The 25016-nt window shown below is 33.9% G+C and carries 23 protein-coding genes; 3 read left to right on the forward strand and 20 right to left on the reverse strand.

The features are described 5' to 3' along the window. Positions 1 to 40: 40 nt before the first annotated feature. Both CD041_RS08480 and CD041_RS08485 read right to left on the reverse strand, forming a co-directional pair. The gene (locus tag CD041_RS08480; protein WP_371092321.1) at positions 41 to 1285 is read right to left on the reverse strand and encodes an acetylornithine deacetylase; all 1245 of its coding nucleotides are present in this window, start codon (positions 1283 to 1285) and stop codon (positions 41 to 43) included. A gap of 188 nt (positions 1286 to 1473) precedes the next feature. Beyond that, complete coding sequence (locus tag CD041_RS08485) at positions 1474 to 2169, reverse strand: SDR family oxidoreductase (RefSeq protein WP_002460381.1); 696 nt, start codon at positions 2167 to 2169, stop codon at positions 1474 to 1476. 154 nt (positions 2170 to 2323) lie between these two features. Between CD041_RS08485 and CD041_RS08490 the strand changes: the two genes are divergently transcribed. Further along, positions 2324 to 2590, forward strand: coding sequence for a DUF1413 domain-containing protein (locus tag CD041_RS08490; RefSeq protein ID WP_002478650.1), 267 nt, complete (start codon positions 2324 to 2326; stop codon positions 2588 to 2590). Between the two features lie 154 nt (positions 2591 to 2744). Here CD041_RS08490 and CD041_RS08495 read toward each other — a convergent pair whose 3' ends face one another. The 6 genes from CD041_RS08495 to CD041_RS08520 form a co-directional block, all read right to left on the reverse strand. Beyond that, a complete protein-coding gene (locus tag CD041_RS08495; RefSeq protein ID WP_002460385.1) occupies positions 2745 to 2936 on the reverse strand; it encodes a hypothetical protein in 192 nt (63 codons plus the stop codon). 183 nt (positions 2937 to 3119) lie between these two features. Beyond that, positions 3120 to 4472, reverse strand: coding sequence for a dihydrolipoyl dehydrogenase (lpdA, locus tag CD041_RS08500; protein ID WP_170121704.1), 1353 nt, complete (start codon positions 4470 to 4472; stop codon positions 3120 to 3122). 105 nt (positions 4473 to 4577) lie between these two features. Beyond that, positions 4578 to 5276, reverse strand: coding sequence for a hypothetical protein (locus tag CD041_RS08505; protein WP_070648222.1), 699 nt, complete (start codon positions 5274 to 5276; stop codon positions 4578 to 4580). A gap of 107 nt (positions 5277 to 5383) precedes the next feature. Beyond that, positions 5384 to 6622: a DNA (cytosine-5-)-methyltransferase gene (gene dcm / locus CD041_RS08510; RefSeq protein ID WP_037545295.1), complete on the reverse strand. Its 1239-nt coding sequence runs from the start codon at positions 6620 to 6622 to the stop codon at positions 5384 to 5386. 75 nt (positions 6623 to 6697) lie between these two features. Then, on the reverse strand, positions 6698 to 8167 hold the full coding sequence (locus CD041_RS08515; RefSeq protein WP_070648221.1) for a Sau3AI family type II restriction endonuclease: 1470 nt from the start codon (positions 8165 to 8167) through the stop codon (positions 6698 to 6700). A gap of 109 nt (positions 8168 to 8276) precedes the next feature. Beyond that, positions 8277 to 9770 (reverse strand): glycosyltransferase, encoded by a 1494-nt coding sequence (locus CD041_RS08520; protein ID WP_062078087.1) that lies wholly within the window; start codon positions 9768 to 9770, stop codon positions 8277 to 8279. A 240-nt stretch (positions 9771 to 10010) separates the two neighbouring features. Between CD041_RS08520 and CD041_RS08525 the strand changes: the two genes are divergently transcribed. Both CD041_RS08525 and CD041_RS12205 read left to right on the forward strand, forming a co-directional pair. Further along, positions 10011 to 11651, forward strand: a complete 1641-nt coding sequence (locus CD041_RS08525) for a phospho-sugar mutase (protein ID WP_070648220.1) — start codon at positions 10011 to 10013, stop codon at positions 11649 to 11651. A gap of 168 nt (positions 11652 to 11819) precedes the next feature. Continuing rightward, on the forward strand, positions 11820 to 12020 hold the full coding sequence (locus tag CD041_RS12205) for a DUF6007 family protein (RefSeq protein ID WP_002478646.1): 201 nt from the start codon (positions 11820 to 11822) through the stop codon (positions 12018 to 12020). Between the two features lie 69 nt (positions 12021 to 12089). Here CD041_RS12205 and CD041_RS08535 read toward each other — a convergent pair whose 3' ends face one another. The 12 genes from CD041_RS08535 to CD041_RS08590 form a co-directional block, all read right to left on the reverse strand. Then, positions 12090 to 12398: a DUF1433 domain-containing protein gene (locus CD041_RS08535; protein WP_080606510.1), complete on the reverse strand. Its 309-nt coding sequence runs from the start codon at positions 12396 to 12398 to the stop codon at positions 12090 to 12092. A gap of 410 nt (positions 12399 to 12808) precedes the next feature. After that, complete coding sequence (gene galU, locus CD041_RS08540; RefSeq protein WP_080606509.1) at positions 12809 to 13675, reverse strand: UTP--glucose-1-phosphate uridylyltransferase GalU; 867 nt, start codon at positions 13673 to 13675, stop codon at positions 12809 to 12811. Between the two features lie 117 nt (positions 13676 to 13792). Then, on the reverse strand, positions 13793 to 15151 hold the full coding sequence (locus CD041_RS08545; protein WP_070648219.1) for a gluconate:H+ symporter: 1359 nt from the start codon (positions 15149 to 15151) through the stop codon (positions 13793 to 13795). Between the two features lie 26 nt (positions 15152 to 15177). Then, positions 15178 to 16716 (reverse strand): gluconokinase, encoded by a 1539-nt coding sequence (gene gntK / locus CD041_RS08550; protein ID WP_070648218.1) that lies wholly within the window; start codon positions 16714 to 16716, stop codon positions 15178 to 15180. A gap of 24 nt (positions 16717 to 16740) precedes the next feature. Then, positions 16741 to 17421 carry a GntR family transcriptional regulator gene (locus CD041_RS08555; protein ID WP_070648217.1) on the reverse strand — a complete coding sequence of 227 codons (681 nt, stop codon included), beginning with the start codon at positions 17419 to 17421 and terminating at the stop codon, positions 16741 to 16743. Positions 17422 to 17631: 210 nt separating this feature from the next. Continuing rightward, a complete protein-coding gene (locus CD041_RS08560) occupies positions 17632 to 18342 on the reverse strand; it encodes a MerR family transcriptional regulator (protein ID WP_002460401.1) in 711 nt (236 codons plus the stop codon). Positions 18343 to 18446: 104 nt separating this feature from the next. After that, positions 18447 to 19319, reverse strand: a complete 873-nt coding sequence (locus CD041_RS08565; protein ID WP_002460402.1) for an alpha/beta fold hydrolase — start codon at positions 19317 to 19319, stop codon at positions 18447 to 18449. A 113-nt stretch (positions 19320 to 19432) separates the two neighbouring features. Next, a complete protein-coding gene (locus CD041_RS08570) occupies positions 19433 to 20128 on the reverse strand; it encodes a GTP pyrophosphokinase (RefSeq protein WP_002460404.1) in 696 nt (231 codons plus the stop codon). Between the two features lie 258 nt (positions 20129 to 20386). After that, a complete protein-coding gene (locus tag CD041_RS08575; protein ID WP_002478641.1) occupies positions 20387 to 20803 on the reverse strand; it encodes a DUF2188 domain-containing protein in 417 nt (138 codons plus the stop codon). 66 nt (positions 20804 to 20869) lie between these two features. Beyond that, positions 20870 to 22810 (reverse strand): FUSC family protein, encoded by a 1941-nt coding sequence (locus tag CD041_RS08580; protein ID WP_080606508.1) that lies wholly within the window; start codon positions 22808 to 22810, stop codon positions 20870 to 20872. Between the two features lie 267 nt (positions 22811 to 23077). Then, a complete protein-coding gene (locus tag CD041_RS08585; protein ID WP_070648215.1) occupies positions 23078 to 23362 on the reverse strand; it encodes a putative quinol monooxygenase in 285 nt (94 codons plus the stop codon). A 123-nt stretch (positions 23363 to 23485) separates the two neighbouring features. After that, positions 23486 to 24760 (reverse strand): pyruvate MFS transporter, encoded by a 1275-nt coding sequence (locus CD041_RS08590; protein WP_002460411.1) that lies wholly within the window; start codon positions 24758 to 24760, stop codon positions 23486 to 23488. Between the last annotated feature and the right edge of the window lie 256 nt (positions 24761 to 25016).

The raw sequence follows: 25016 nt of genomic DNA on the forward strand, positions 1-25016 counted from the left end.
GGAACTCTAATCACTTACATGTATATCCCAACATGTTTTTCTAATTTTTTACTGGATGCTGGTACCATTGTTTTAAATATTGATAGAGTACTTCACTATATGTTTGCAATTCTGTCGCAGTAATTTTTTCATCTACACTATGCGCTTCGGTCAAACTTCCGGGACCATATAAAATTGTTGGTATACCAAAGTGTGCTGTCCAACCACCGTCTGTAACTGTCGTACTCATACCATGTTCTAAAGGTTTATGGTGTACAAGTTCATGTGCCTGTTGCAAAGCTTTAAATCCTGGATGGGTCGTTGGGATTTCAAAACTTGGAAAAATCTCTCCTTTATCTTCAATCATTGATGCACCACCCCATTCAAAGGACAATGGATGATCTTTCAACCAAATATCAGCTGCAGCTACTTGGTTTAAATATGTTTCAATTTCTGCAATAACATCTTCATAGCATTCATTAGGTAAATAGTGTACCGTAATCCATAAACGACATTCATCAGCAATAAAAGCAGGATGTCGGCCTCCTTCAATAACAGCAGGATTGATTGTATTTGCGCCAGGTGGCATTCCTGGACTCGATTTCATCACTGCCCAATGCCGTTCTAATTCATTTAATGCTTGAATGACTTTCATCATTTTTTCAATAGCGCTGGCACCAAATAAGCCACCACCTGCATGTATAGTTTGATGACGTGCGCCATCGTGTATTGTGTGCTTACTTTTAACTGTAATCCAGCCTGTAATCACACCACCTTGACCTAACGCCATATTATCACTCGTATCTAAGACTAATGCTAAGTCGGCTTTAGGTCCGATTTCACAAGCACGCTTTGTCCCTGCTTCACCAACCTCTTCCCCAACTACAGAATGAACAATAATATCACCTTGAGGGAGACGTCCTTCTTGATGTAATCGCTCTAAGACATAAAATAAAGCAGCCATGCCACCTTTCATGTCACTAACACCACGACCATAGAGCCAGTCGTTAACATGCGTTAATTCAAATGGCGGATAGTTCCACTCACGATCATCATCGACAGAAGCCACATCCACATGTCCATTTAAAATTAACTTTGGTGCTGTTGGATCCTCACCTTTTAACGTGGCTACAATAATACTGTCATTAGGATAAAGTACCTCACGTTGAATTGTAAAACCTAAATCCTCAAGCAAGCGTTGAATATCATCTTGCAAAGGATCTGTATTACGTCCAGGAGGGCTTTCTGTATTATATTTCACCAATAATTCTAACAAGTCGAATAATCTTTGTTCCAATGTTGTCATCACCCTTCATTACTTAGAAATTAGGTTATTCTATAATATCAGTGTAACATTCCCCAAGACATGGTTAGCAACTGAATAAATTAAACTTAATTTGATGTCAAAGCTTTAATCATTACCATAAACTGCATCGATTATTTTTAAAATTCCGATAGTTCATTAAAGCCTTGGCATATTTTACGAAAATATTTCTATACTGGTCGTATAGTAATTTGATTTACATTGACATGTGGCGGTTGCGTTATGGCATAACGTATACTTTCAGCTATGTCATAGGTCTCTAGCTTTTTGCGGCCTCCAAAATCACTCTGTTCAGTCATTGGCGTATCAACCATACCTGGTAAAATACTAGTCACTTTAATGCCTGTACGTGCTAAATCTTTTTCTAACCCTCGACTAATCATCTGGACAGCAGCTTTTGTTGCACTATACACAGTACTATCTTTAGTTACCTCTTCAGCACTAATAGATGCTAAATTAATAATATGTCCCTCTTTGTATTGCTGAAAATGTGGTAAAACTGCATTAATAGCATACAAAGTACCCTTTAGATTCGTGTCAATCATTGCATCCCAATCCTCAACTTGATGACTTGTGATTTGTGAACTTAAACTTAAACCTGCACTGTTAACAAGAATATCCACTCGACCAAAGTACTCAATCGCTTTAGCAATTAGTGCTTCTACCTCCTGACGTTGAGTCATATCTATTTCTACTATTAAGCTTTCATATTTACGCATATGCATAGCCACTTGATTTAATCTTTTTCTATTGCGTCCTGCTAATACAACTCTGAATCCCATGCTATGCATCGCTTTAGCAATTTCTTTACCAATACCACTACTTGCCCCAGTTATTACAGCAACACGTCCTACAATATTATCCATTTATAACTACATCCTTTTCTTTTTGGCTTAGTATCTTTATAACCACTGTTGTTAAAACTAAAACAACTTACAAATTCCATTTGTAAAATATAATATTAAGGTATAAAGTGGAAGTATGTCTAATTAAAATGGGTTTATAGAAAGGGAGATAATGATGACTTATCATGATCGTGTCATGAAATTAAGAGCAGAAAAGAAACGCATGGGATTCAGTTTTCGTTTTGAAGACTTATTTAGTGAAGAAGAATTACTGAATATGACGGTAGCACAACGTAAAACAGCCGAAAAAAAGTTTATTCGTGAAATTGATAACATGCATGATGTTCGCATGCCCTTTAGCAGTCAAGATGGCTTCAAAAATAAACTTTATAATTTAGAGTATCAATATAATGAGGTTAAAAAGAATTTTAAAGTTGTTTAATACTAAAAGCCCACAACCAGTACGCATTGGTTTGTGGGCTTTCCAGAGATTATTCAATGTTATTGGGGTATATATGATGCCCTTGATGTTCGCCAGGAAGGGCATACGATACTTGGGTCAAAAAAGTCGAGTTCTTTTTTAGGGGCTGTCTTGATTAACTAGGTACAACTTCCTTGTGTTCAAGACCATATTGATATAATCGTTCTGCATCGATATATGGCATAGAGTCGATAGTGATGTAACCATCTCTAATATCACCAATTAATCCTTGGTTTACGCCTGTATGCACATGAATTTTATAACTGCTTTCATTTGAAAAAATAACTTGTTCAATTACTTTTCGCATCAGTTATCACTCCAATTACTTATTCCTTACATCTACTATAATACGCTCTTTTTTTATTTTTTAAAGTAATATGTGATGTATTTCACAAATTAGTCATTTATCTTAAAATTCACTTTATTTGTATATTTCAACTAATTTGAAGCTGCTTAAATTTGAGGTAAACCGACTGTAATTGTGAACAATTTATTGATGTATTGCCTTATTAAAATACGCATTGGCAGTTTCACCAATTGTTTCTGATAGCGCTGGATGAGGTTGAATCATAGCAGCTAAGTCTTCAAGTTGACCATGTGCAGCTCGCATAGCTGACATTTGCCCGACCACATCCGTAGCATTAGGACCCGCAGCAAAAATACCTAAAATATGGTGCGTGGCTTTATCAATAACCATTTTTATTACACCATTTGTTTCCCCCTTTATTAAAGCTTTCGGCGCTTCTTTAAAGTTTGATTGTGTCACTTTTACGTCATAACCTTGAGCAATTGCTTGTGCTTCAGATAAACCTATTGACGCTGATTCAACTCGCGTATAAATACATCTTGGTATATCCTCTTGTTTCACAGGGTCGGGATTCAGTCCTGCAATTTTCTCAGCCACAACGGCACCATGTGCACTTGCAGTATGCGCCAGTTGATAACCGGCTACAAGATCTCCAATTGCATAGACATGTGGCACCGATGTTTCGTTAAACTCATTCACTTTAATTGTTTTATCTTCCATAGTTAAATTAAGAGATTCAAATGCTTGTAAATTAGGACGTCGCCCAGTTGCAAATAGTAGTGTACCATAGGGTAACTGTGAACCATTTTCTAAATAAACAGCATCAGTATCTACTTTATTGACACGCGCATGTGTAACAATCTTTACACCCTGATAATCTAATAACTTCCGTATCGACGCTTGAACATCTTTATCCTCAGAGCGCAATATATTGTCACCAGACTCTAAAATCGTTACATGAACACTTAAATCAGCCATGGCAGATGCGAGTTCTGTCGCAATGACACCACCACCGACAATCGTTATTTGTTCTGGTAAAGTGGAATGCTTAAAGAACGAATCCGTCGTTTCATAATCAATCTTATCAACACCCTCAATAGGTGGCACGAATGGTGAACTTCCAGTCGCTAATACAATATCATTGGCATAAAGTACACGGCCATTGACTTCAACAGATAAATCACTATGAACTACCGCTTCTCCTTGTATGTAATTTACATGATTTTCATCAAAAAGATGGTGAACATTGCCAATAATCTCATCCACCACCTCATCCTTACGATGATTCATTTTGTTAATATCCAGCTCAATATGATTAGCAAAAATGCCCCAATCTTTCGCTTGATTCATTTCATAAACACGCTTGCCATGTTCAATCAACAGCTTAGATTGAATACATCCTACATTGAAACATGTGCCCCCCACACGGTCCTTTTCAATGACGGCAACCTTCATCCCTAATTGAGCAGCGCGAATACTCGCAACATAACCCCCGGGTCCAGCACCGACCACAATCAAATCAAACTGTTCAACCATCATCTAAACCCCTTTCACAATGTGTGTATTGTAAATTTATTGTAAACGCTTACTTCAATCCTCATCATTATCATATCGTTAAGGATTGAGACGTGCAAATGAAAATTAATGAATCTTAGATTGTATAATTTTTAAATCATCTTTAGTGACTTCAAACCATCCTTGACATATTTTTTTCAACATATATTTGTTATACAGTATTAAAAACGATTTCTCTTCAACTTTATTAGATATACGCCAGTATGCTCCATTTTTGCCATTAAGATAATCTTTATTTTTTACATCATATTCTTTATTCTCAAGATTTTTCATTTTCTTATAGCAAATATCAAAATAATTATCCTTGTCTATATTATACCTTCGCTTAATATCATTTAATAACGCTTTTTTTCTGACAGAACATATTTCTAACTTTGTTATATTCTCTGCAAATATTTCTTTATCTTGCTCATTCCAACCCCAAATTAATAAATACGTATCCGTTGAATCATATTTATCACCAAATAACCAGCCTTCTTTTAACTTTTTATTTTTATAATAAAAAACTTCTAATGAAAATGTAGGTATATTCTTGTTGAAGTAGGTGGCCGATGCTTTTTCATCAATATCAATTTGTTTGCCGTTTTCAAAATTTAGAGTTAAATCTACTCCTCTATGTTGCTTACTCATGTTATCTACTCTAATAAAGTTTTTAATTTTACAAGTATCAAAGATTTCATTTAATTTAGGATAAAAGTATTTGTCTAAAAATTTTCCTATTTCAATTTCTTTTTTTAAATCAAATTCGATATTACTATCACCCATTATTTTCCTCCTTAATAAATGTAATTTACATACTTGTTTATATACTAACTTTCTATATAGTAAGCATCAACAAAAAAGACAATCTCCTTGTAAGAGATTGTCACAAATTAAAATAACTTTAATTGACTATATTCATCACTTGTTGACTGTTCAATTTTTTCTATTTGATTACCAATTCTTGTAATTATTGGTACTACTAAGGCATTACCCATGCAAAAGAATCTCATCCTATCTGGCATAGTATCAGTCCAATTATCTGGAAACCCATTAATCCTCTCAGCTTCTATAGGTGTTAAAGTTCGAAAGATACCATTTACATTAAGAAAATGTGTACTTCTATTAATAGAAGATTCACTTGTTAACATTGTACGTGCAGGTAAATCAAGAGAATCTGTATCTGACATACCACCTTCTGAAAAATAATATTCATGTCCATCTTTACTTGTTCTTTTAATTTTTTTTGGTCCACGTAAATATTTAAATTTAGAAATTTTTTCATCATTTAACTGATACTTATAATCTACGTTTTCTTCTATAATTTCACTCAAAGTAATAGGTTTTTCATAAATTGGTATTGTATCAATTGTTAGTATTTTGCCACTTTTCATTACACCACTATTATAGAATTGAAAACTAAAATTATCAGAAATATCGACTATGTCACTAGATATTTCTACTTTATTTATTCTATTTTTTAGGGGGGTTTTTTCAATTGGAAACCCTTGTGCAAACATTCCATCTTGGTAAATAATATCTTCTAAACTTTTATTTTTCATCAATTTTGCATAATCTAAATCTTGTTTATAGCCAAATATAAATACTCTTCTACGTCGTTGAGCATTGCCATAGTCTGCGGCATTAATAATTCTCCATTCAACATCATAGCCAAGTTCATTTAATGTTGATAGCATAACTGAAAAATCTCTTCCTCTTTGATTTGAAGGAGATTTTAATAATCTATCTACATTTTCTAGCAGAATATATTTAGGATATGTGTTTTGTATAAATCTTATGATTTGCCAAAATAATACTCCCTTTTTCCCCTGTATACCTAATTCTCCATTAAGACTTCTAGCAACAGAATAGTCCTGACAGGGAAAACCACCAACAACCATATCTGCATTAGTATTTGCCATTTCCTCATCACTAATTTTAGATATATCCTTATTAACATGTTCTCCATTAAGAAATTTGGAATTATAACAATCAAATGCATATTGTACTTTTCTTGATGGTTCCCATTGATTTGCCCACGTAACATTAAAAATTTTATTTTTAGTATTTTCTAGACCTAGACGAAAACCGCCAACTCCTGCAAATAATTCTGCGACCTTGATACTATTCATTAGGCGACCTCCTAAAATTAATTGGTTTATATTGTACCACATAACCGAACGATCGTTCTAGTTTTTTGTATTTTACTATAAAAATTCTTCTGCCTGTTTTTTTATGTAGTCATTGTTAATCCAAAAACACTGTTTAGTCATCCATTGATTAGAATATTTTTCCACATCTTTTGGTCTATTAATCCATTTTATTGGTGATGGTAATAAATCTGCAAATTTTCCATTTACTCTATAATCTGAAAAAGTCTCATGTGGTCTCACATGACAAATCAAATTATCAGATTTATTAATAAAATTATTTTCTATTCTCCATAGTAATCCATCATTTTTATATTTAGCAGTGAGCTCTACACCACTTCTAATTTTATTTACCGTATCTTCCCAAACTTTTTTTACAGGGCCATTTATTTCATCTTCTGTCATACTGAAGAATTTAACACCTTTAAATATTTCTTCATTGTTTTCTTCTTTCACTATAAATAATAAAAATCTTGCCTCTAATAAGAACTTATGCCATTCTGCTTGAGGATTCCCTTCTTCATCTTCCCATTTTTCATTATCTAATTCCTTAAATGAAAAAGCAGGAAACGACATACTCTCTTTGTTAACATTATTTTTATTAAATTTTACTGTTTTTACGATAATTGACGCTTTTTCAAATTCTTCAACGCGTGGAAATGACTCATTTTGACTAATTTTTCCTTTTAAATTTAATATTGCCGAAGCAATCATATTATGATAATTTTTTGCTTTCTTATTTATATTATATTTTGCTGCTAATTTATCTATTTTTTCTCCAAAATATGGCTTAAAAGTTGCAAAGACAATTTCTTCGATAGTTTTTTCTTTTACTTCAAACGGATTTTTAACTATTGATTCAATCTCTTCATTACCAAATACATATTTTCTTAATAACGATGTCATATATCCAGCTTTGAGAGAGAACGCTCTCTGCTTTGCTTGAATATTTGAATACGGTTGTTTTCTCATACTATTGGCATTTTTACCTTTAGTACAAGGAGCTAAATATGTTGTTAGACTTTCACTTAACTCATGTGCTCTACCATCAATGATATACTTATGAATTATTTCCCAATCTTTTTTAATAATTTGATAATCAACTGGATTTTTCTTCATTTCATACAAAACTGCTTCCTCAATTTTCCAGTCTTTTCTATTTTTATCTTTCACATATTCATAAAAAGCTAATTCAATAGTATTATTTTTATAAAGAAATGAACTTTCTTCAAATGTTTCTAAAGCAACTTTTTCATAGTTAATAATATTTAATACTAATCTTTCTTTAGCACTAAACTTTCCGCTTTTCAGTTTTTTATACGGAGTTGCTTTTAATTCAACCCCAGCCTCTTCCATATCTGGTCTACTTTCACTATCTTTTGTTTTACCAAACCATGCTTCAAAAGCATCACCAACAGAATTTTTACTTGGTTTAACAGGTGCTCCATTATTAATTTCATATATTGTTTTACCTACCGCTTCTTTGGCCCTATTATGTACTTCTTGCTTTGTCTTATAATTTGTCATATAAATCCCTCAATCATTTATATTATTAGTCTTAATATATCATATTATTTTCAAACCTATAAAAAACTGACAAGCCTATTTTGGTTTATCAGTTTCTTATGATTCAACTTTAATATTTTAATGTTTGGAATAGCTGTTTATAGTTAGCGATGGCTTGAGTTTCCCTTAGTTGGTTTTTGGTCTGAACTTGTGAAAGAGGTTCTTTAACAATATCTGCCATTCTTTGGGCGAAGGCATCAATGTTGTTTGGTTCTACAAGATAACCGTTTGCGCCATCGTCGATAATTTCTGCTGGACCATATCGGACATCATATGAAATCACTGGGCAGCCTACTTCAATACTCTCCATAACGGTAAGTCCAAATCCCTCATATGCACTTGTGAGTAATGACGCTTTTGATTTTCTAAATTCGTCTAATGGATTTGATGTAAAATCATGAATTGTCACTTTATCTTGTATACCAAAATCATTAATTAAATCAAGCATCAGTTGCTTTTGTTTGTCTTCATCTGCACCAAACACGTCAAGTCTCGTGCCATAACCATAACTTAAGAAACGGTGATAAGCCTTAATCAGATGGTCAACTTGCTTTTGTAAACTTAATCTACCTATAAAGATAAAACGATCTTGTTGCTGGATACTATCATGTTGAGGATAAGGTTGAATAAAATGCGGTAAAACTGTAATTTGTTGTTCACTAATGTCAAACGTACTTTGGATATCGCGCTTTTGCATCTCTGTTAACAAGACATACTGCGCAACATTTTCTGAATGCTCTAATGCAAACCGATATGACCGATTTATTTGCTGTCCTTCTAAATGACTATTATGAAATACTAAAACATTTTTCGTCTTATGTGTTTGTTTGAGTAATGGCATATCTAACAATCTTGCATCATTAAAGACAATATCACCGTCTTGGAAGCGCTGTTGAAAGTAATATTGGAATAATTCTTTTTCTGACTTAAAAGCACGATAAAATAAATTATTTTTATAAATTTGAATAAAATCAATGCGTTTTGCAACTGTAGAATCAAAAAATTTACGGCAATACACGTTACCTGTTTGATCGATATATTCTTCCATTATTTTACGAAATGTTTGTCGTGAATAAAATGTTTTCCGATGCATCTGTCCATATTGATTAAACTCTCTGCGTTCAATTTTCTTTTTAGAAATTGGAGACATGACATCTTCAAATTGCACAATATCTGTGTTTTCATAATATTTTCGATATAAAACATACGTTTTTTCATTGTAATAACGCACCACATTGCCATCGTCAGATACTTTATAAGTTAGCCCTTCAATATCACGATTTGTTTCATGATATATGGTCTTTTTTCTAAATTTTGTTGTAGGTATATTTAATAATTTAAAGCCAGATAACCAATCATACATATTTTCAAAAGTTGTAGACGGCGTTACTGTACCTTCTTCTCTAAATTGATGATATACCTCTAAATAATTAGCATTATAATTGGTTGTATAAATTTTATTTTGAATTCCTAGGTGTTGATCTAATAGGCGTATTCGACTCAATAATGCCTTAGTTCTTCCACCGTGTACGGGTGGTAATATACTTGTTACCGTGTTAATCATATATACATCTTCACCTTTAACATCCCTTTATATTTAGTCAATATTAATCCATTATATACTTTTTGTTCTTCTAAATATACAGCAAACAATAAAATCGCCTCCATAAATAATGACTTAGAATATTTCAAAATTCTATTTTTCTGTTTATAATTAATGTGATTGAGTTTACATTTCAAATGAGGATGTATGTTTTTTAAATAGAAGAATGAACGTATAAATATAGAAAAGGATGTCGTCGAAATGAACAAAGACCAATGGATTGCTAAAGCCAAAGAAAGTTTAACGCATACTTTCTACGAACAGCAATCAGCTGAAGAACAAGATGAAGGATTTGATACTACGCTTGCCTTTGGTACTGCTGGTATTAGAGGGAAATTCGGTCTAGGGGAAGGCCGTTTGAATAAATTTACAGTAAATAAAGTGGCTATCGGACTATCACGTTTTCTGCTAAAACAGCACAAAACACCGTCTGCGGTCATACATTATGATACAAGACATTTATCACCAGAATTTGCTCAAATCATAGCAAATGTTCTCGCAAGTCATGATATCACTGTTTACTTATCAGACACCTATCGCACTACACCAGATTTATCATATGCTGTCAGATATTTAGAAGCAGTTGCTGGCGTCATGATTACAGCAAGCCATAACCCTAAAGACTATAACGGTATTAAAGTTTATGGTGCTGATGGTGGGCAATTATCTACCGAACCTTCTAATAAACTTAGTGACATCATAGCGCAACTGGGTGATCCACTCTCACTCAATACTTATGAAGACATTGGAAATAAAACAGAGAATATTTATGCTGTACCAACTGAGGTGCGTAACCATTACTTTAATGATGTTCAACGACTCGTAGGTAATATTCCATCATCAGATTTAAAGGTCGTCTTTACAAGTTTACACGGTACGAGTGTCCCTGTTGTCCCAAATATTTTGGATGAACTTCACTTTACGAATTACAAGTTAGTAGAAGCACAATGCCAACCAGATGCGGAGTTCAGCTCAGTGACAAGTGCAAACCCAGAGGATCATAAGGCCTTTGACCAAGCAGTGTCATTAGCTCAAGAAACGAACGCAGATTTACTGATTTGTACAGATCCAGATGCTGATCGCTTAGGAATTGCTGAACGTGACGCAGCTGGTCATATACATTATTATAATGGCAATCAAATTGGTGCTTTACTGTTAAATTATCGTATCAAGCAAACAGCAAAGATGACAAATCGTCTAATGATACAATCGATTGTCAGCAGCGAACTCAATGTGCGCCTAGCGCAGCATAACCATATCAACACTCGTCAAGTACTCACAGGCTTTAAATATATTGCCCAGGAAATCAGGCAGCTACCAGCTGATGAACACTTTATATTTGGATATGAAGAAAGTTATGGTTACCTAGCTGGTGACTTTGTACGCGATAAAGATGCAGTACAAATCGTCCCTTTGATTATTAAATATGCATCCCAATTGAAAAACGAAGGTAAAATGTTAAAAGATGTATTAAACCAAATTTATGAAACGGTTGGATATCACCATGATAAGTTGTTTTCTCATACCTTTGAAGGCACTGCTGGCAAACAAAAAATTCATGCACTTATGACAACCTTTAGACAACATACACCTCATCATATAGCAGGTCTAAAAGTTACAGCCATTGAAGATTTTGAAAAAGGAGAAAAAATCAATCTCGTATCACAAACCACATCGCCTATAACATTACCGACAGCTAACGTCATTAAAATTTATTTTAATGACGGCTTTATCGCATTACGCCCATCCGGCACAGAACCTAAAATCAAACTCTATGTATCTTTAAGTGTCGACCACTTTGAACAAACTGCACAAGCAATCAATCAAGCCGTTTTTAAATAATTTACTACAATCTCGCCTATGTAAAAGGTTGAATAACAACACCTACGTCTATATATTGGAACCAAGACGTAGGTGCTGTTATAATTCTTGTTTAAATTGTCATTCTATAACTTTAAATGACTAGAACAATGTGTTTACTAACTTTTTAATTATATGAGGTGCATAAGAATGAACAATTTTAGAGAGACATTAAAAGCAATAGGTTGGTGGGATTTAATCTTCCTTATACCAATGTTTCTCCTATTGAGCTACTTACCAATTTATAATGTTTTTAGCATAATATTAAACGTTATTATTGTATTCTTCTTTGCCATGGGACTGATTTTAACTACACATATCTTATGGGACTACTTTAAATCCAGACGTTAGTTCAAAACGTTTTAAATATATGACAAATGTAACCTATGGTCATCTCATTAAATATTATTTTAAGTCACTTTATATCCCCCAAATAAATGGTGGTTGTGCTTCATATTTTTCCTTGTCTAAATGTTCTTTTTTAATGATTTCATCTGCTCCTATTTTGTTTTTAGCCTCTTCCTCTTTAAATAATTTTCCAAGTGTTTTGGGGTTATACCCTACTTCTTTAATGAATTGAAATTCATTAACTGAAGAAATCAGTATTTTAAAGTAATATTTTTGGTTATTATTAACATATCCATTTACAAAGTAACTACCCATTGGACTTTTTGTAAAACTCGTGACTTTCATTGAATGATATTCTTTAAGATTATGTTTAAAATACAAATCAATCCGCTTCTACTGTACTTCTATGTAATGATCTTTTTGACGTTTATGTAGTAAAAAGATTGAAAAGCTGATAACTAGCAATATAAAAAGCAAAACCAAAGCCATTCTTTTTCTTGAATTCATTATGCCCCACCTTTCCAGTATTTCAGCTTATTTTAAATAGTATTTTATTAGTAGAATTTATCAATGCTTTAAATTATTTATTTAATTTCATTTTAATATTTCATTCACTTTAAATTCCATTATATTACTGTATATAATGCTAATATAATTAAAACTATGACCCAGGTGAACAACTATGACAATCAATTTAATACATAATAATAAAGAACACTTTACTTTTTTGTTAAGTTAAACAATAAGTGAAGTGTTCGTTTAGTGTTATCAATATTTTTGAATTATCGAGTTTATAAATTTAAATCTTTAATAAACTGTGTTAATTCTTCTTTCATTTCTTGATCTTTGAGAGCATATTCTATCGTTGTTTTAACAAACCCAAGTTTTTCTCCAACATCGTAGCGATCACCTTCAAAATCGTATGCATATACTTGATCATCTTTGTTTAGGCGTTCGATAGCATCTGTCAATTGTATTTCATTTCCAGCGCCTCTTTTTTGTGTTTTTAGATAATCAAATATATTGGCAGTTAAGACGTATCGTCCCATAATAGCTAAATTTGACGGTGCAGTACCTTGTGCTGGTTTTTCAACGAATTGTTTAACTTCATAACGACGACCATATTTCTCTAAAGGATCTATGATGCCATAACGGTGTGTGTCTGATTCTGCTACTTCTTGCACACCAATAACGGACTTACCAGTCTCATCATACGCATCCATTAGTTGTTTGATTGCTGGTGTATCTGATTCTACTATGTCATCACCTAATAATACCGCAAATGGCTCATCACCTATAAATTGTCGCGCTGAATAAATCGCATGTCCTAAACCTTTTTGTTCTTTTTGTCTCACATAAAAAATATTAGCTAAATCCGTAGAATATTGGACTTTTTTTAGTAATTCTGTTTTCCCTTTTTCTTCTAATACCATTTCCAATTCTTTTTGATTGTCAAAATGGTCTTCGATGGCACGTTTATGTTTCCCAGTCACGATAATAATATCTTCAATTCCCGCACGTGACGCTTCTTCAACGATATATTGAATCGTTGGTTTATCTAAAATGGGTAACATCTCTTTAGGCATCGCTTTAGTTGCTGGCAAGAAACGTGTCCCTAATCCAGCAGCAGGTATGATGGCTTTTTTTATTTGTTTCATATCGTTTAGTAACCCCTTTCAATTTCAGTTTAAATTTTATCATTATTTGTAGTGTATTGATAGGGATTTTAACTGATATTTCATACTACACTATATTATTGCTATGATGATATATGTTTAGACAAACAGACTTATGAACAAGATGAAAATAATTCCTGACACAGAGATTATCGTTTCTAACATTGACCATGTTAAGAAGGTTTCTTTAACAGTTAAACCAAAGTATTCTTTAAACATCCAAAAGCCAGCGTCATTTACATGTGATAAGATGACACTTCCTGCACCAATCGCTAGCACAACAAGTGCTACATTTGCGTCTGAATGTTGCAGTAAGGGTAGCACAATACCCGTTGTGGATATTGCTGCAACGGTTGCTGAACCCAATGATATTCTTAATACTGCAGCTACAATCCATGCGAGTAAAATAGGTGACATCGTTGAACCTTCAAACATTTTAGAGATGGTATCACCGACACCGCCATCAATAAGTACTTGTTTAAATGTACCTCCACCGCCAATGATTAAAATCATCATGCCAATAGGATAAATTGCATTCGTTACAGATTCCATTATGTCATTTATTTTTCTGCCACGATGTAAGCCCATTGAGAAAATAGCAAAGATAACTGCAATCAACATTGCTGTTCCTGCTGTACCTATAAAGTAAACAACAGATTCAAAACCATTAGTCGCTTTACTGTGACCTGTAATCAATTGTACGATTGTAGAAAACAACATTAACAACACAGGTAATATTGCCGTAAATATACTCAAACCAAAACTTGGCATTTCTGCTTCTGTAAATTTTTTTTGTGTACCTAATGATGAAATATCGCCAACCTTAGTATATGCAGACGGCACCATTTTTTGTGCAAGCTTATTAAAGACAGGTCCTGCAATAATCGTTACTGGAATCGCAATAATAATACCAAATAATAAGACTTGACCAATATCTGCTTTCAATTCTTTAGCGATAACCACAGGCCCTGGATGCGGTGGTAAAAATCCGTGTGTCACTGATAAAGCAGTGACCATTGGCAATCCTAATTTAAGCGCAGATACGTTTGCGCGTTTAGCAATCGTGAATACTAGCGGGATTAATAAGACTAATCCTACTTCAAAGAACAGTGCAATACCGACAATAAATGCAGCTATTAACATTGCCCATTGTACGTACTTTTGACCGAATTTGTTAATCAAAGTATCGGCAATACGGTTTGCACCGCCACCATCTGCAAGTAATTTTCCAAGCATAGCTCCGAGCCCAAATATTAACGCAATATGTCCAAGCGTACTACCCATTCCGGCTTCGATTGTCGTCATAATTTTGCTTAATGGCATCCCTAATAACATCGCAGTTATTACTGATGTAATAATTAATGCAATAAATGTATTGAGTTTCAAACCTATAATTAATCCTAGTAGAATGATAATGCCTAGGACAACACTGATTAATGGCCAAATTTCTCCAAACATGGCAATCCCCTCTTCTTTAATCATTTTTAATTTATATTCTTACGTTGAAATGCAGCTATTTCTGTATAGTGATCTTCAAGTGAACGGCTTAAGTTGATAAAGATAGATACTAATTGTTGATAAATCTGTACCGTATCCGGATTTGGCTCATGATGATGTGTTGTTCCTACCATATCTTCGATTACAGAAAAATCTTCAATCTCACCTAATGCTAATAAGCCTAAGACACATGCACCTAGACACGAACTTTCATAACTTTCTGGCACAATTAACTTAGTATCAAAAATATCCGCCATCATTTGACGCCATACTTCACTTTTCGCAAAACCACCTGTCGCTTTAATCTTATTTGGCGTTTCATTCATGACTTCTATCAAAGCTAAATACACCGTATATAAGTTGAATAATACACCTTCTAATGCTGCACGTATCATATGTTCCTTTTGATGTGATAGCGTTAAACCAAAGAAGGAGCCACGTGCATCAGCATTCCACAGCGGTGCACGCTCTCCCGCTAAATACGGATGAAAAATCAATCCCTCCGCTCCTGGTGTTACTCTGCTAGCAATTTTCGTTAACACATCATAAGGATCGACGCCTAAACGCTTTGCAGTCTCTACTTCACTGGCTAAAAGTTCATCACGTAACCAGCGCAAGATGACACCACCATTATTTACTGGACCACCAATCACATAATGATTTTCTGTCAACACATAACAGAAAATACGTCCTTTGTAATCCGTGCGTGGTTTATCAATAACCGTCCGTATTGCACCTGAAGTCCCTATTGTTACTGCAACTTCACCTTTCCGATAGCTATTCACACCTAAATTAGAAAGTACACCATCACTTGCGCCAACAATCACAGGGGTATTTTCATCTATGCCCATCAATGTTGCATAACGCTTTTTCATGCCTTTTAAAATATGCGTTGTCGATACAAGCTGAGGTAATTGATCTCTTGAAATACCTAGTAAATCAAGCACCTCATCATCCCAATCTAGCTTTTCTAAATTAAATAAGCCTGTAGCTGATGCCATCGAATGGTCGATGACAAACGTATCAAAAAGTTGGTGTAATATGTAAGATTTGATATCTAAAAAGTACGCTGTATGCTGAAATATTTCTGGTTGTTCATGTTTCATCCAAAATATTTTTGCTAGCGGCGACATCGGATGAATAGGTGTACCCGTACGTTGATAAATATTCAAACCGTGATGTTGTTTATTTAATCGTTCTGCGTAGTGACTGGCTCTATTATCCGCCCAAGTGATACTTTCAGTTAAGCGTTGGTACGCTGCATTGACGGCTACGAGACTATGCATCTGTGCGCTAAAGGATATTAATTTAATATCTTCTTTAGCAATATCTGCCTCACGCACGACATATTTAACTGTCATTAGTACTGCATCGAATAATTCATCAGGATTTTCTTCTGAAATATCAACGTTTGGTGTATGCAGTGGATAACCAATATGATGTTTCATAATAAATTGTCCATGTTCATCGTAAAGTACTGATTTTGTGCTTGTCGTTCCAATATCGACACCAATCATATATTTCATAACGAACCCCTCTTTCTTTGTTATTTAACGTAACCAAAGGCTATCAATGTCTTTACCAACATCATCAAAGTTTAAATGAAATGCTTCACGTAACTTTGCTGTATCATAAGACGCAATAGCATCTATAAAAACGCTATGATTATGATGAATGCGTTCAAAATCCTCTATATCTTGCTGCATACGTTGTCGCATAGAAAGTAGAATTAGTGCTTCCATTACCGGTTTTAAATGATGCCAAAACGTTTTTAAATATTGATGATTAGTAGCAAAAATAACTGTTTCATGAAATTTAAAATCATGTTCTGTAAATGCTTCGGCATCCTCAAATTGCACTGCAACTTTCATCATTTCAAGATGTTTGCGCATATTTTTCGCAATACTTTGAAGGTCTTTATCTTTAATTTTGGCAAAAGCAAATGATTCAAGCATAAGCCGCAAGTCATACATTTCCTTTTTCTCTAGTTCACCAAATGCTAATACTTTCGCGCCCATACGTTCTAATTGAATCAGTTGATCGGTTTGTAATAACTTAAAGGCATCACGCACTGGGGAACGACTTACGTTATACTGCTTTGCCACTTGATTTTCGGTTAACAATGTATCTGTTTGTATTGTACCTTTAACAATTTGTAAACGAATTTCGGCTGCCAGTGCTTCACCTTTCGTCATGCCTTCTTGCCAAGCAACTGGATAATGGTCAGTCATCTCATCACCTCACTTATTTTTATTACAATCTAACTTGTATACAAGTATATTAATATATCACCCTTGCTTTTGCAAGCGCTTTCTTTTTGATTGCACAGCTGTATTGAACTAATCAATGATACATTTTAAGGTCATATTTTTACTTTTTAAGCATAAAAAAATCCCCCAACACTTTTTAATAAAAGTTTGGAGGATTGTATAACTGATGGACTATTTAACTTCAGCACAATAATGTGTTTCGTGACAATGTGGGCAAGAGAGCTTACGTGTATGCATCGTATGTCGCGCTTTAATAAATGACCACATTCCTGGTTTAAAGCGTGTGTGACAATTTGGGCATAAATAATAAATATAGTGTCGATAAAAATATACAATACCTATCCCATAAATCACCAACAATGGTAGAACTTTGACAAATGGTAGCGCGCTGCGGTGTATAATACTAATAACAATACTTGTGTATTGAATAACCCCTATCACACCCGCACTTAACCATAGACGTCGATAAAAAGATTTAAGTTGTTTTGATTTTGTCATCATTAGATGAATGTCTGTAAATTCTTCTATTGGAGAAGTAGAATGTTGTGCAATCATCCTTTGTAATTGATTAATTGTATCGACAGTGCGTTTTGCATCATGCATGTCTTGTTCTAAGTTCTCTTTCTTCAATTGTAATATCAGTTTCAAAGATTTTAGTTGTTGATCGTCATTTAATAATTTCTTAATGTCATCAAGCGACAGTTCTAACTCTTTCAACAATAAGATTAATTTCAAACGTTTTAAACTTTGTTCATTGTACATACGTCGTTGTCCATCCGTTGTACTTGCAGGTAGCAATAAACCTTTTTTGTGATAATACTGTAATGTACGCACTGTAATATTAAACTGCTGTGCTACTTCTCCGATACTATATTGAGACATTCAAGTCACCTCCTACCGTTAACGTACGCTATGACCTTACGTCACGTGCAAGCTTTTTTTAAAAATTTTTAAAATTTTAGACATACGGCAGTCTTAAAACCCACTTATGAAGCTACCCATGCTTTTATTTGATCGACAATACCTTTCGTATCATCTTCTTGAGATTCTAGGACCGTAGGAAAATCTAAATGACCGATACCAGGGTAAACAACTTCAACTGCAGTACCACCAAACTTTTGATATTTTAGTAGCGTTTCATGCGAATCAGTATAAGGAATAATTTCGTCATCTTCTCCAGATATAAATAGCAGTTTAGGAAATTGCTCAATCTCTTCAATGTCTGGTAAATAGTCCGCTTTAATTGAATATTCAATATCGGTTAATATCGTTTTTACTGGTGCTAAAAAGGAAAATATATCTTTAGCACTTTCAGTTTTGGCATAAACTGTTTTATCTAATATATACTGTGGCAAGTTTTTTATTGCTGCCATTTCATCCTTTAAATGTTCACGCTTACTATCACCTGAAAATAATCGCGACAGCATACTGGTATTCGGGGTTATCCGAGCTGCACTATTTAAATAGACAAGATGTGTAATTGGTAATGTATTAAATTTAAGTAGTCGTGTCGCTATCATGCCACCCATTGAATAGCCTAGCAACATCATCTTTTTAATTCCATGCTGCTCAACCACTTGACTCAATACATCATATATCCTCTCAGAATAATCATCTAAAGTGTCTTTCGTTGTTGTTAATTCGGAACTTTCTCCTCTGCCTGGACAATTGACAAAAATCATTTGATATTCTCTGAAGTACGGCTCGAACATTGCCATAATACGGTAAGTCATCATCGCACCATGAATAAAGACAATGATGTCTGATGATGATCTATCTCCAGCAAATACGACTTCGCTTTGCTCATGATCATAATGTTTCAATGTATATTGTTCTGTCGAAAAATTCTGTTTGTTCATTCTTATAACACCTTAATTATTTTTATATTAATAGTCACTATTATAGTGAACTTCTATATAGTTAAGCATACACCAGAACATGAAATGCTTGGCGTCTTCTTTTCCATGGTCGTTTATCGTTTTGATATTTCGGAATGCATTTGTTGCATTTTTGCTTCGACGTTTGTAATTTCATTGGCACATTCTGTTAGGCGGTCTTTGTAGTCTTCCGTATTTGCGTTATTTTTATAGCGTATTTTATGTTCTAAGCTTGCCCACATATCCATGCCAATGGTTCTAATTTGAATCTCAACTGGTGTGATTTGGACACTATCTGATAAAAATACTGGAATTGTTACAACAAGATGTAAACTACGGTAACCATTTTCTTTAGGATGTTCAACATAATCTTTACGTTTTAATAATTCAACATCTTCTTGTTGTACAAGCATACGCTCAATCTCATAAATATCTTCTAAATAATTACAGACCACACGAATGCCGGCGATATCCATGATATGTTCTTTCGCATTTTGTGCATTGACAGGCAATCCTTTGCGCTTAAGCTTTTTCACTAAACTACTCATTTCCTTTATACGACGTTCCATATGGTGAATTGGATTATGCTTATAAACATAATTAAAGTTATCATCTAAAATATCTAGCTTAGTACAAATTTCTTTTAGTGCAGATGAATAAATATGATCTAATTCAACAAAGCCAATTAATGTATTAAAGGCTTCATCGCTATTTTTAAAATTGTTAATATTGCTATTAAATTCATGTCTTAAGTCTTCTATGTAAAGTGATGGCTTTCTTTCTACGTACATATTACTTCCTCCCGTCTTCGTTACATGTCTATTATAACGAATTTTGACTTAAACATAAGGAATTAACACTGTTATCACTCACATCATTATATAATTAAGGGAGCGGGACAGCATTCATTATGAATTCTTAGTCCCGCCCCGGCAAGATTGACTAGGATTGAAAAAAGCTTGGTATTAGCGTATTTTCAATCCAGTCAACTAATGCCAATATAGAACTCAGAGCCTGAAATATAATTATATCCCAGACTCTTAGTAATATTATTGACTATTTTTCTTATGCGTGATTACGTGGGTATGTCGATTTTCTGCAATCTTTTGTGCACGTTCTACTGCTTGCTTTTTAGTATTATAAGTTGCTGTTGCCTGCTTTGCTCCTGATGTTTTAACTTTCCATTTTTCATCCTCAAAATATACATGAACGTTGTGATCATTTAGTTGTGGTTGCGCACTATTATCTTTCTCGTGTTGTGTAATATGTTTATGCTTTAGTTGCTCTAATTCTGATTCGGTTGCATCTTGATACCATTTTTCTGCTTGCTGTGTAGCAATTGGAATCACATCATGCTCATCATAACCATCCTTGAGCATTGCATTTCCAATGTCAATCGCTTTTTTACGTTCAAGTTGCGCTAAATTCTTCCAAGAAGGCGGATAATCGCTCATTGTCCAAGGCATGATAACACTCCTTCAATAACACGTATTTAATTAATAACATACCCTATACGCCATGATATAAACCCATCAGCCTTGTTGCGTAGCACTGCCATCTTCGGCATCCGAAATGTCTTTACGCTCAGCCAAACAATTGTTTTGTAGTTTCATCAAAGCCGATTTAATGTAGTTATATTGTGGTAAATCTGAAAGTGTATTTAAGGTTAACTGACTTTGAATATCGAAATGTTTCGCGATATTTTCAAATGTTACTAAATATTCTCCTAACTGTGTATCTGAAATGGTATAGCGCTGGTGATCAGCCATTGCGCGCATTAGCATAAAGTTGATTTCTTCTAACGCATAAATACTAGGATAGTAATAATTAATTACTTCTCTATTGCTAAAAATTTCACCACTTGCTGATTGATATACTTGAATCATATTCGACATTTTAACCGATAAATCCACACTTTCTGTACGTGTATACGCATCGTTGTCATAATAGTTTGCTGAAAATAAATAATGAAATACGCTAGCTTCTTTACGTACAACTTCTGCAATTGTATGAGGCAACATAGATGATGCCGTTTTACGATTTAATATTAAAATTCCTACTATAGCAATAGTAATTCCGATAATAACATCCAATATGCGTGTATAGGCAATCTCCATCGATAAATTTCCTGAAGCTAAACCATTGAGTAAAATGACCTGCGTGGTAATAAAAATAACGGCAAAAGCATAATTTGCACCTACAAAAGCTTCGGTCATAGCTGCAGCTGCCCCCATTAAAATAACGGCAATCATCGTATGAGGATGGAAATAAAGAATACCGGATAATAACAAAGCCCCAAGAATTGTTCCAATGCCACGAGCGAATGCACGGTCAAACATTCGAACAGTTGTCATACCAAGCATGACTGTATGAGCTGAAATTACAATCCAATATGACTTTTGAATATTAAATGCTAATGCCACGAAGATAGCAACTGCCATAACAAGCGCATAAATACAAGTGTTTTTAAAAACAAATGAATCAAGTGTTAAATTCTGAATAATACGTTTACTGTATAGTGGTTGACGGACCTTGGCCTCATGTTCAAGTTGCGTGTCTTGAGCATGAACTAACGCATCTATTTTTAAAATATGCTGTTCTAAATTATCGAATGTATTATCAATATCGACAGTTTTTGACCATAATTGCTGCTTTTCTCCTTTGCTAGTAGCATTATGTACAATCATTTCAACCATTTGAATTAAGTCTTGTGGCAAAGGGCGCACTTGGTTCTCATGTAATTCAAGTAATTCTGAATAAATACCTTGTGCTGTAGTATGTAAGAGTAATAACTTTTGAAAACGCGCGCTATATTTATCATGACGATTAGCTGCTGATGTGATTAAAAGTTTATCTGAATTATTAAAAGTTGCTACCGCAGATTGTGTTGCTTGTTTAAACGCATCGGGATTATCATAGTGATGCATTAAGTGTTGAATCATTTGGAAGTCCGCTTTAATTGCTTGGTCTTCAGGCTTTTCTTTGGTAAGACATATCGTAATTAAGACAACAATTGTTGCTAGTAATCCCCCAACTAACATTGCTAAACCTCTCACCCAAAAACTAGCCGGATCGACAGGCAAGTTACTAGATAAGGCAAATGTTACGATAAAGAATGTTGATGATGGCCCAGCAATTTTTAAAGCATTAAACATATAATACGGTATGACAGTAACAATAAGTAGTAAAAGCCCATACAACACAGGTTGTATAACAGTTAATGTGCCTAGCATCATACAGGTGGTAAAGGATAAAGAACAAACAATAACCGTTCTAATCATAGACTTTGCTGCACCTTTAAAAACATAAATATGAGATAATGTGCCTGTTGCCACCAGAACTCCAAGACTAAAGTAACCCATAAAGTAACCTATGAATGCTGGAATAATCATTAACAATCCTTGTCGTAAGCCTTTAAGATAATCTATTTTGTCTTTATTGATTTGGCTTAGCGATGTGAATAATGAAGTCACCTTTATCTCTCCTTTCTATCAATAATTTGAAACAATCCTCTATGTCACAATATTTTCTATTCTACCATTAACTATAGTGCTATGAGCAAGAGCTTTACACATCAAAAACCCCTCTTCCATGATTGGAAAAGAGGTTATTAAACGTGTAAACTTTACTGATGCTACTTATTGCACATGTGTTGTTAAAGCAATTTATTAAAACACACCACATTCTTTTCAAATATACACTAGAATAATCCAAACATCATACTTACTAGCATATTATTCTCATTTGACTTCTGCAACATCAATCACAGGTTGCTCGCTCACGTACTTGCCAATATTATCACTAAATACTTTAAAATGTGCAGATTTATTATGTGCATCTACGGCTTGTTGATTGCGATAATTTTCAACAACTACAAATGAGTTAGGTTCTGTAACATCCTCATAGTGATGATAAAATAAATTACCAGGCTCTTGTTGTGTGGCATCTACCAAATCTTTCATTAGAGATAAATATGCCTCTCGATGTTCAACTGCTACTTTTAATTTAGCGTTAATAATAATCATCACATTCACTCCTTTAAAGTTATACTTTTATTATAATCCTTCATGAATGAAATAAACAGCTGAAGACTTTTTATCTTCAACTGTTTATTTCAAATATAGTAGAGATTTCCTCTAGTAATAAGTTTATTTTAAAGTTTTACTTTCGTCTTTAAGCAATGGTTTGTCTGGTGCTACAAAGAACCAAAGTATTACTGCAATTACTGCTGGAATAATAAGCAATTGGAAAGTCATTGTCCATCCCAAAGAACTTACTAACGCACCTGCTAAGAATGGACTTACTAATGCACCGATATTGCCCCATAGGTTCATCCAACCTGATACAGTACCTGCAAAATTACGTCCAATATCATTAGCTGCTGCCCAACTCATTCCCATTGAAATACCCATACCACCAAGTCCTAATGATAACCAGAAAATAGTGACATATAGATTTTCCGTATGCACGGCAAAGAAAATGGCTACAGCAAAAACAATAAATCCTACAATCGCAATCACACCTCTAGATACAAAACGTGATTGACCTGTACTTAAAATTTTATCTGAGATTGCACCCGCTGATAAAATGAGGAAGAACATAATTAACCAAGGCAATGAACTAATTGCCATATCTTTAAAAGCAACATGATATTGTTCAGTTAAATATGTAGGCAACCAAATTAAGAATAATGTAATGATAAATTGCACTACAAAGTATTGTCCTGCAATGGCATAGAAACTAAAACGACGGAAGAATTGTCCCCAAGGTGCTACTGATTTTGATGTTTGCACAATATCACGATTTTCCATAATAAAACGTTTTTCTGCTTCATTTACCATTTTATGCTGTTCTGGTAAATCTTTAGCGATAATTCCCCAAAGAATCGCAATTAATATACCTGCAGCACCAAAAATATAGAACACTGCCTCCCAGTTAAATGCATTAACAATGGCTATCGTTACAATGGGTGCGAGCACAGGGCCAAAATAAGAACCTGCAAGCAATGCACTTGAAGCACGACCTTTTTCTGTTTTAGAGAACCATGTCGAGTTAAAAACTGCATTTGATGGATACATTGGTGCTTCCCCAACACCAAATAAAAATCTTACAAAGTAAAGCAAGCCATGGTGCTTAATCATACCTGTAAAAATAGTAAAAGCACTCCACCATAATAATGCTATCGTAATCATTTTTCTTGGCCCAAATTTTTCGGCTAACATTCCTGAAGGTACCTGCATTAATGCATAACCTAATGAGAAGAATGATGCTAATAACCCAAATTGCTTTTTGTCCATTCCTAAATCTGCCATCATTTGTGGCGCGATATAAGAAATATTTGAACGGTCCATGTACGCAATGACACCAATAATAAAGAACGCGATTGCAAAGTACCAACGAACATTACTTCTTTTTTGAATCATAACTTTTGTTACTCCTTAAATTTTGTCGTTTCTTAAATTGCTGTTGAAGAAGTTTCAAAAAAAGTCTGTCTAACGATGTTATATGACTCCCTTTTTAACACTGTCATCATAGACTTTTTAAGTTATTTTTTTATCATATTAGCAGATTGCGGAAGCGGTTTCAATATTAAATTCACATTTTTGTCAATTTTTTTATATTTTTTGCATATTCTTAGCCGTCACATCGGAATAATTTGACTATTTTTATGTTAAATGC

It is taken from the genome of Staphylococcus lugdunensis, from assembly GCF_002901705.1.
Lineage (GTDB): Bacteria > Bacillota > Bacilli > Staphylococcales > Staphylococcaceae > Staphylococcus > Staphylococcus lugdunensis.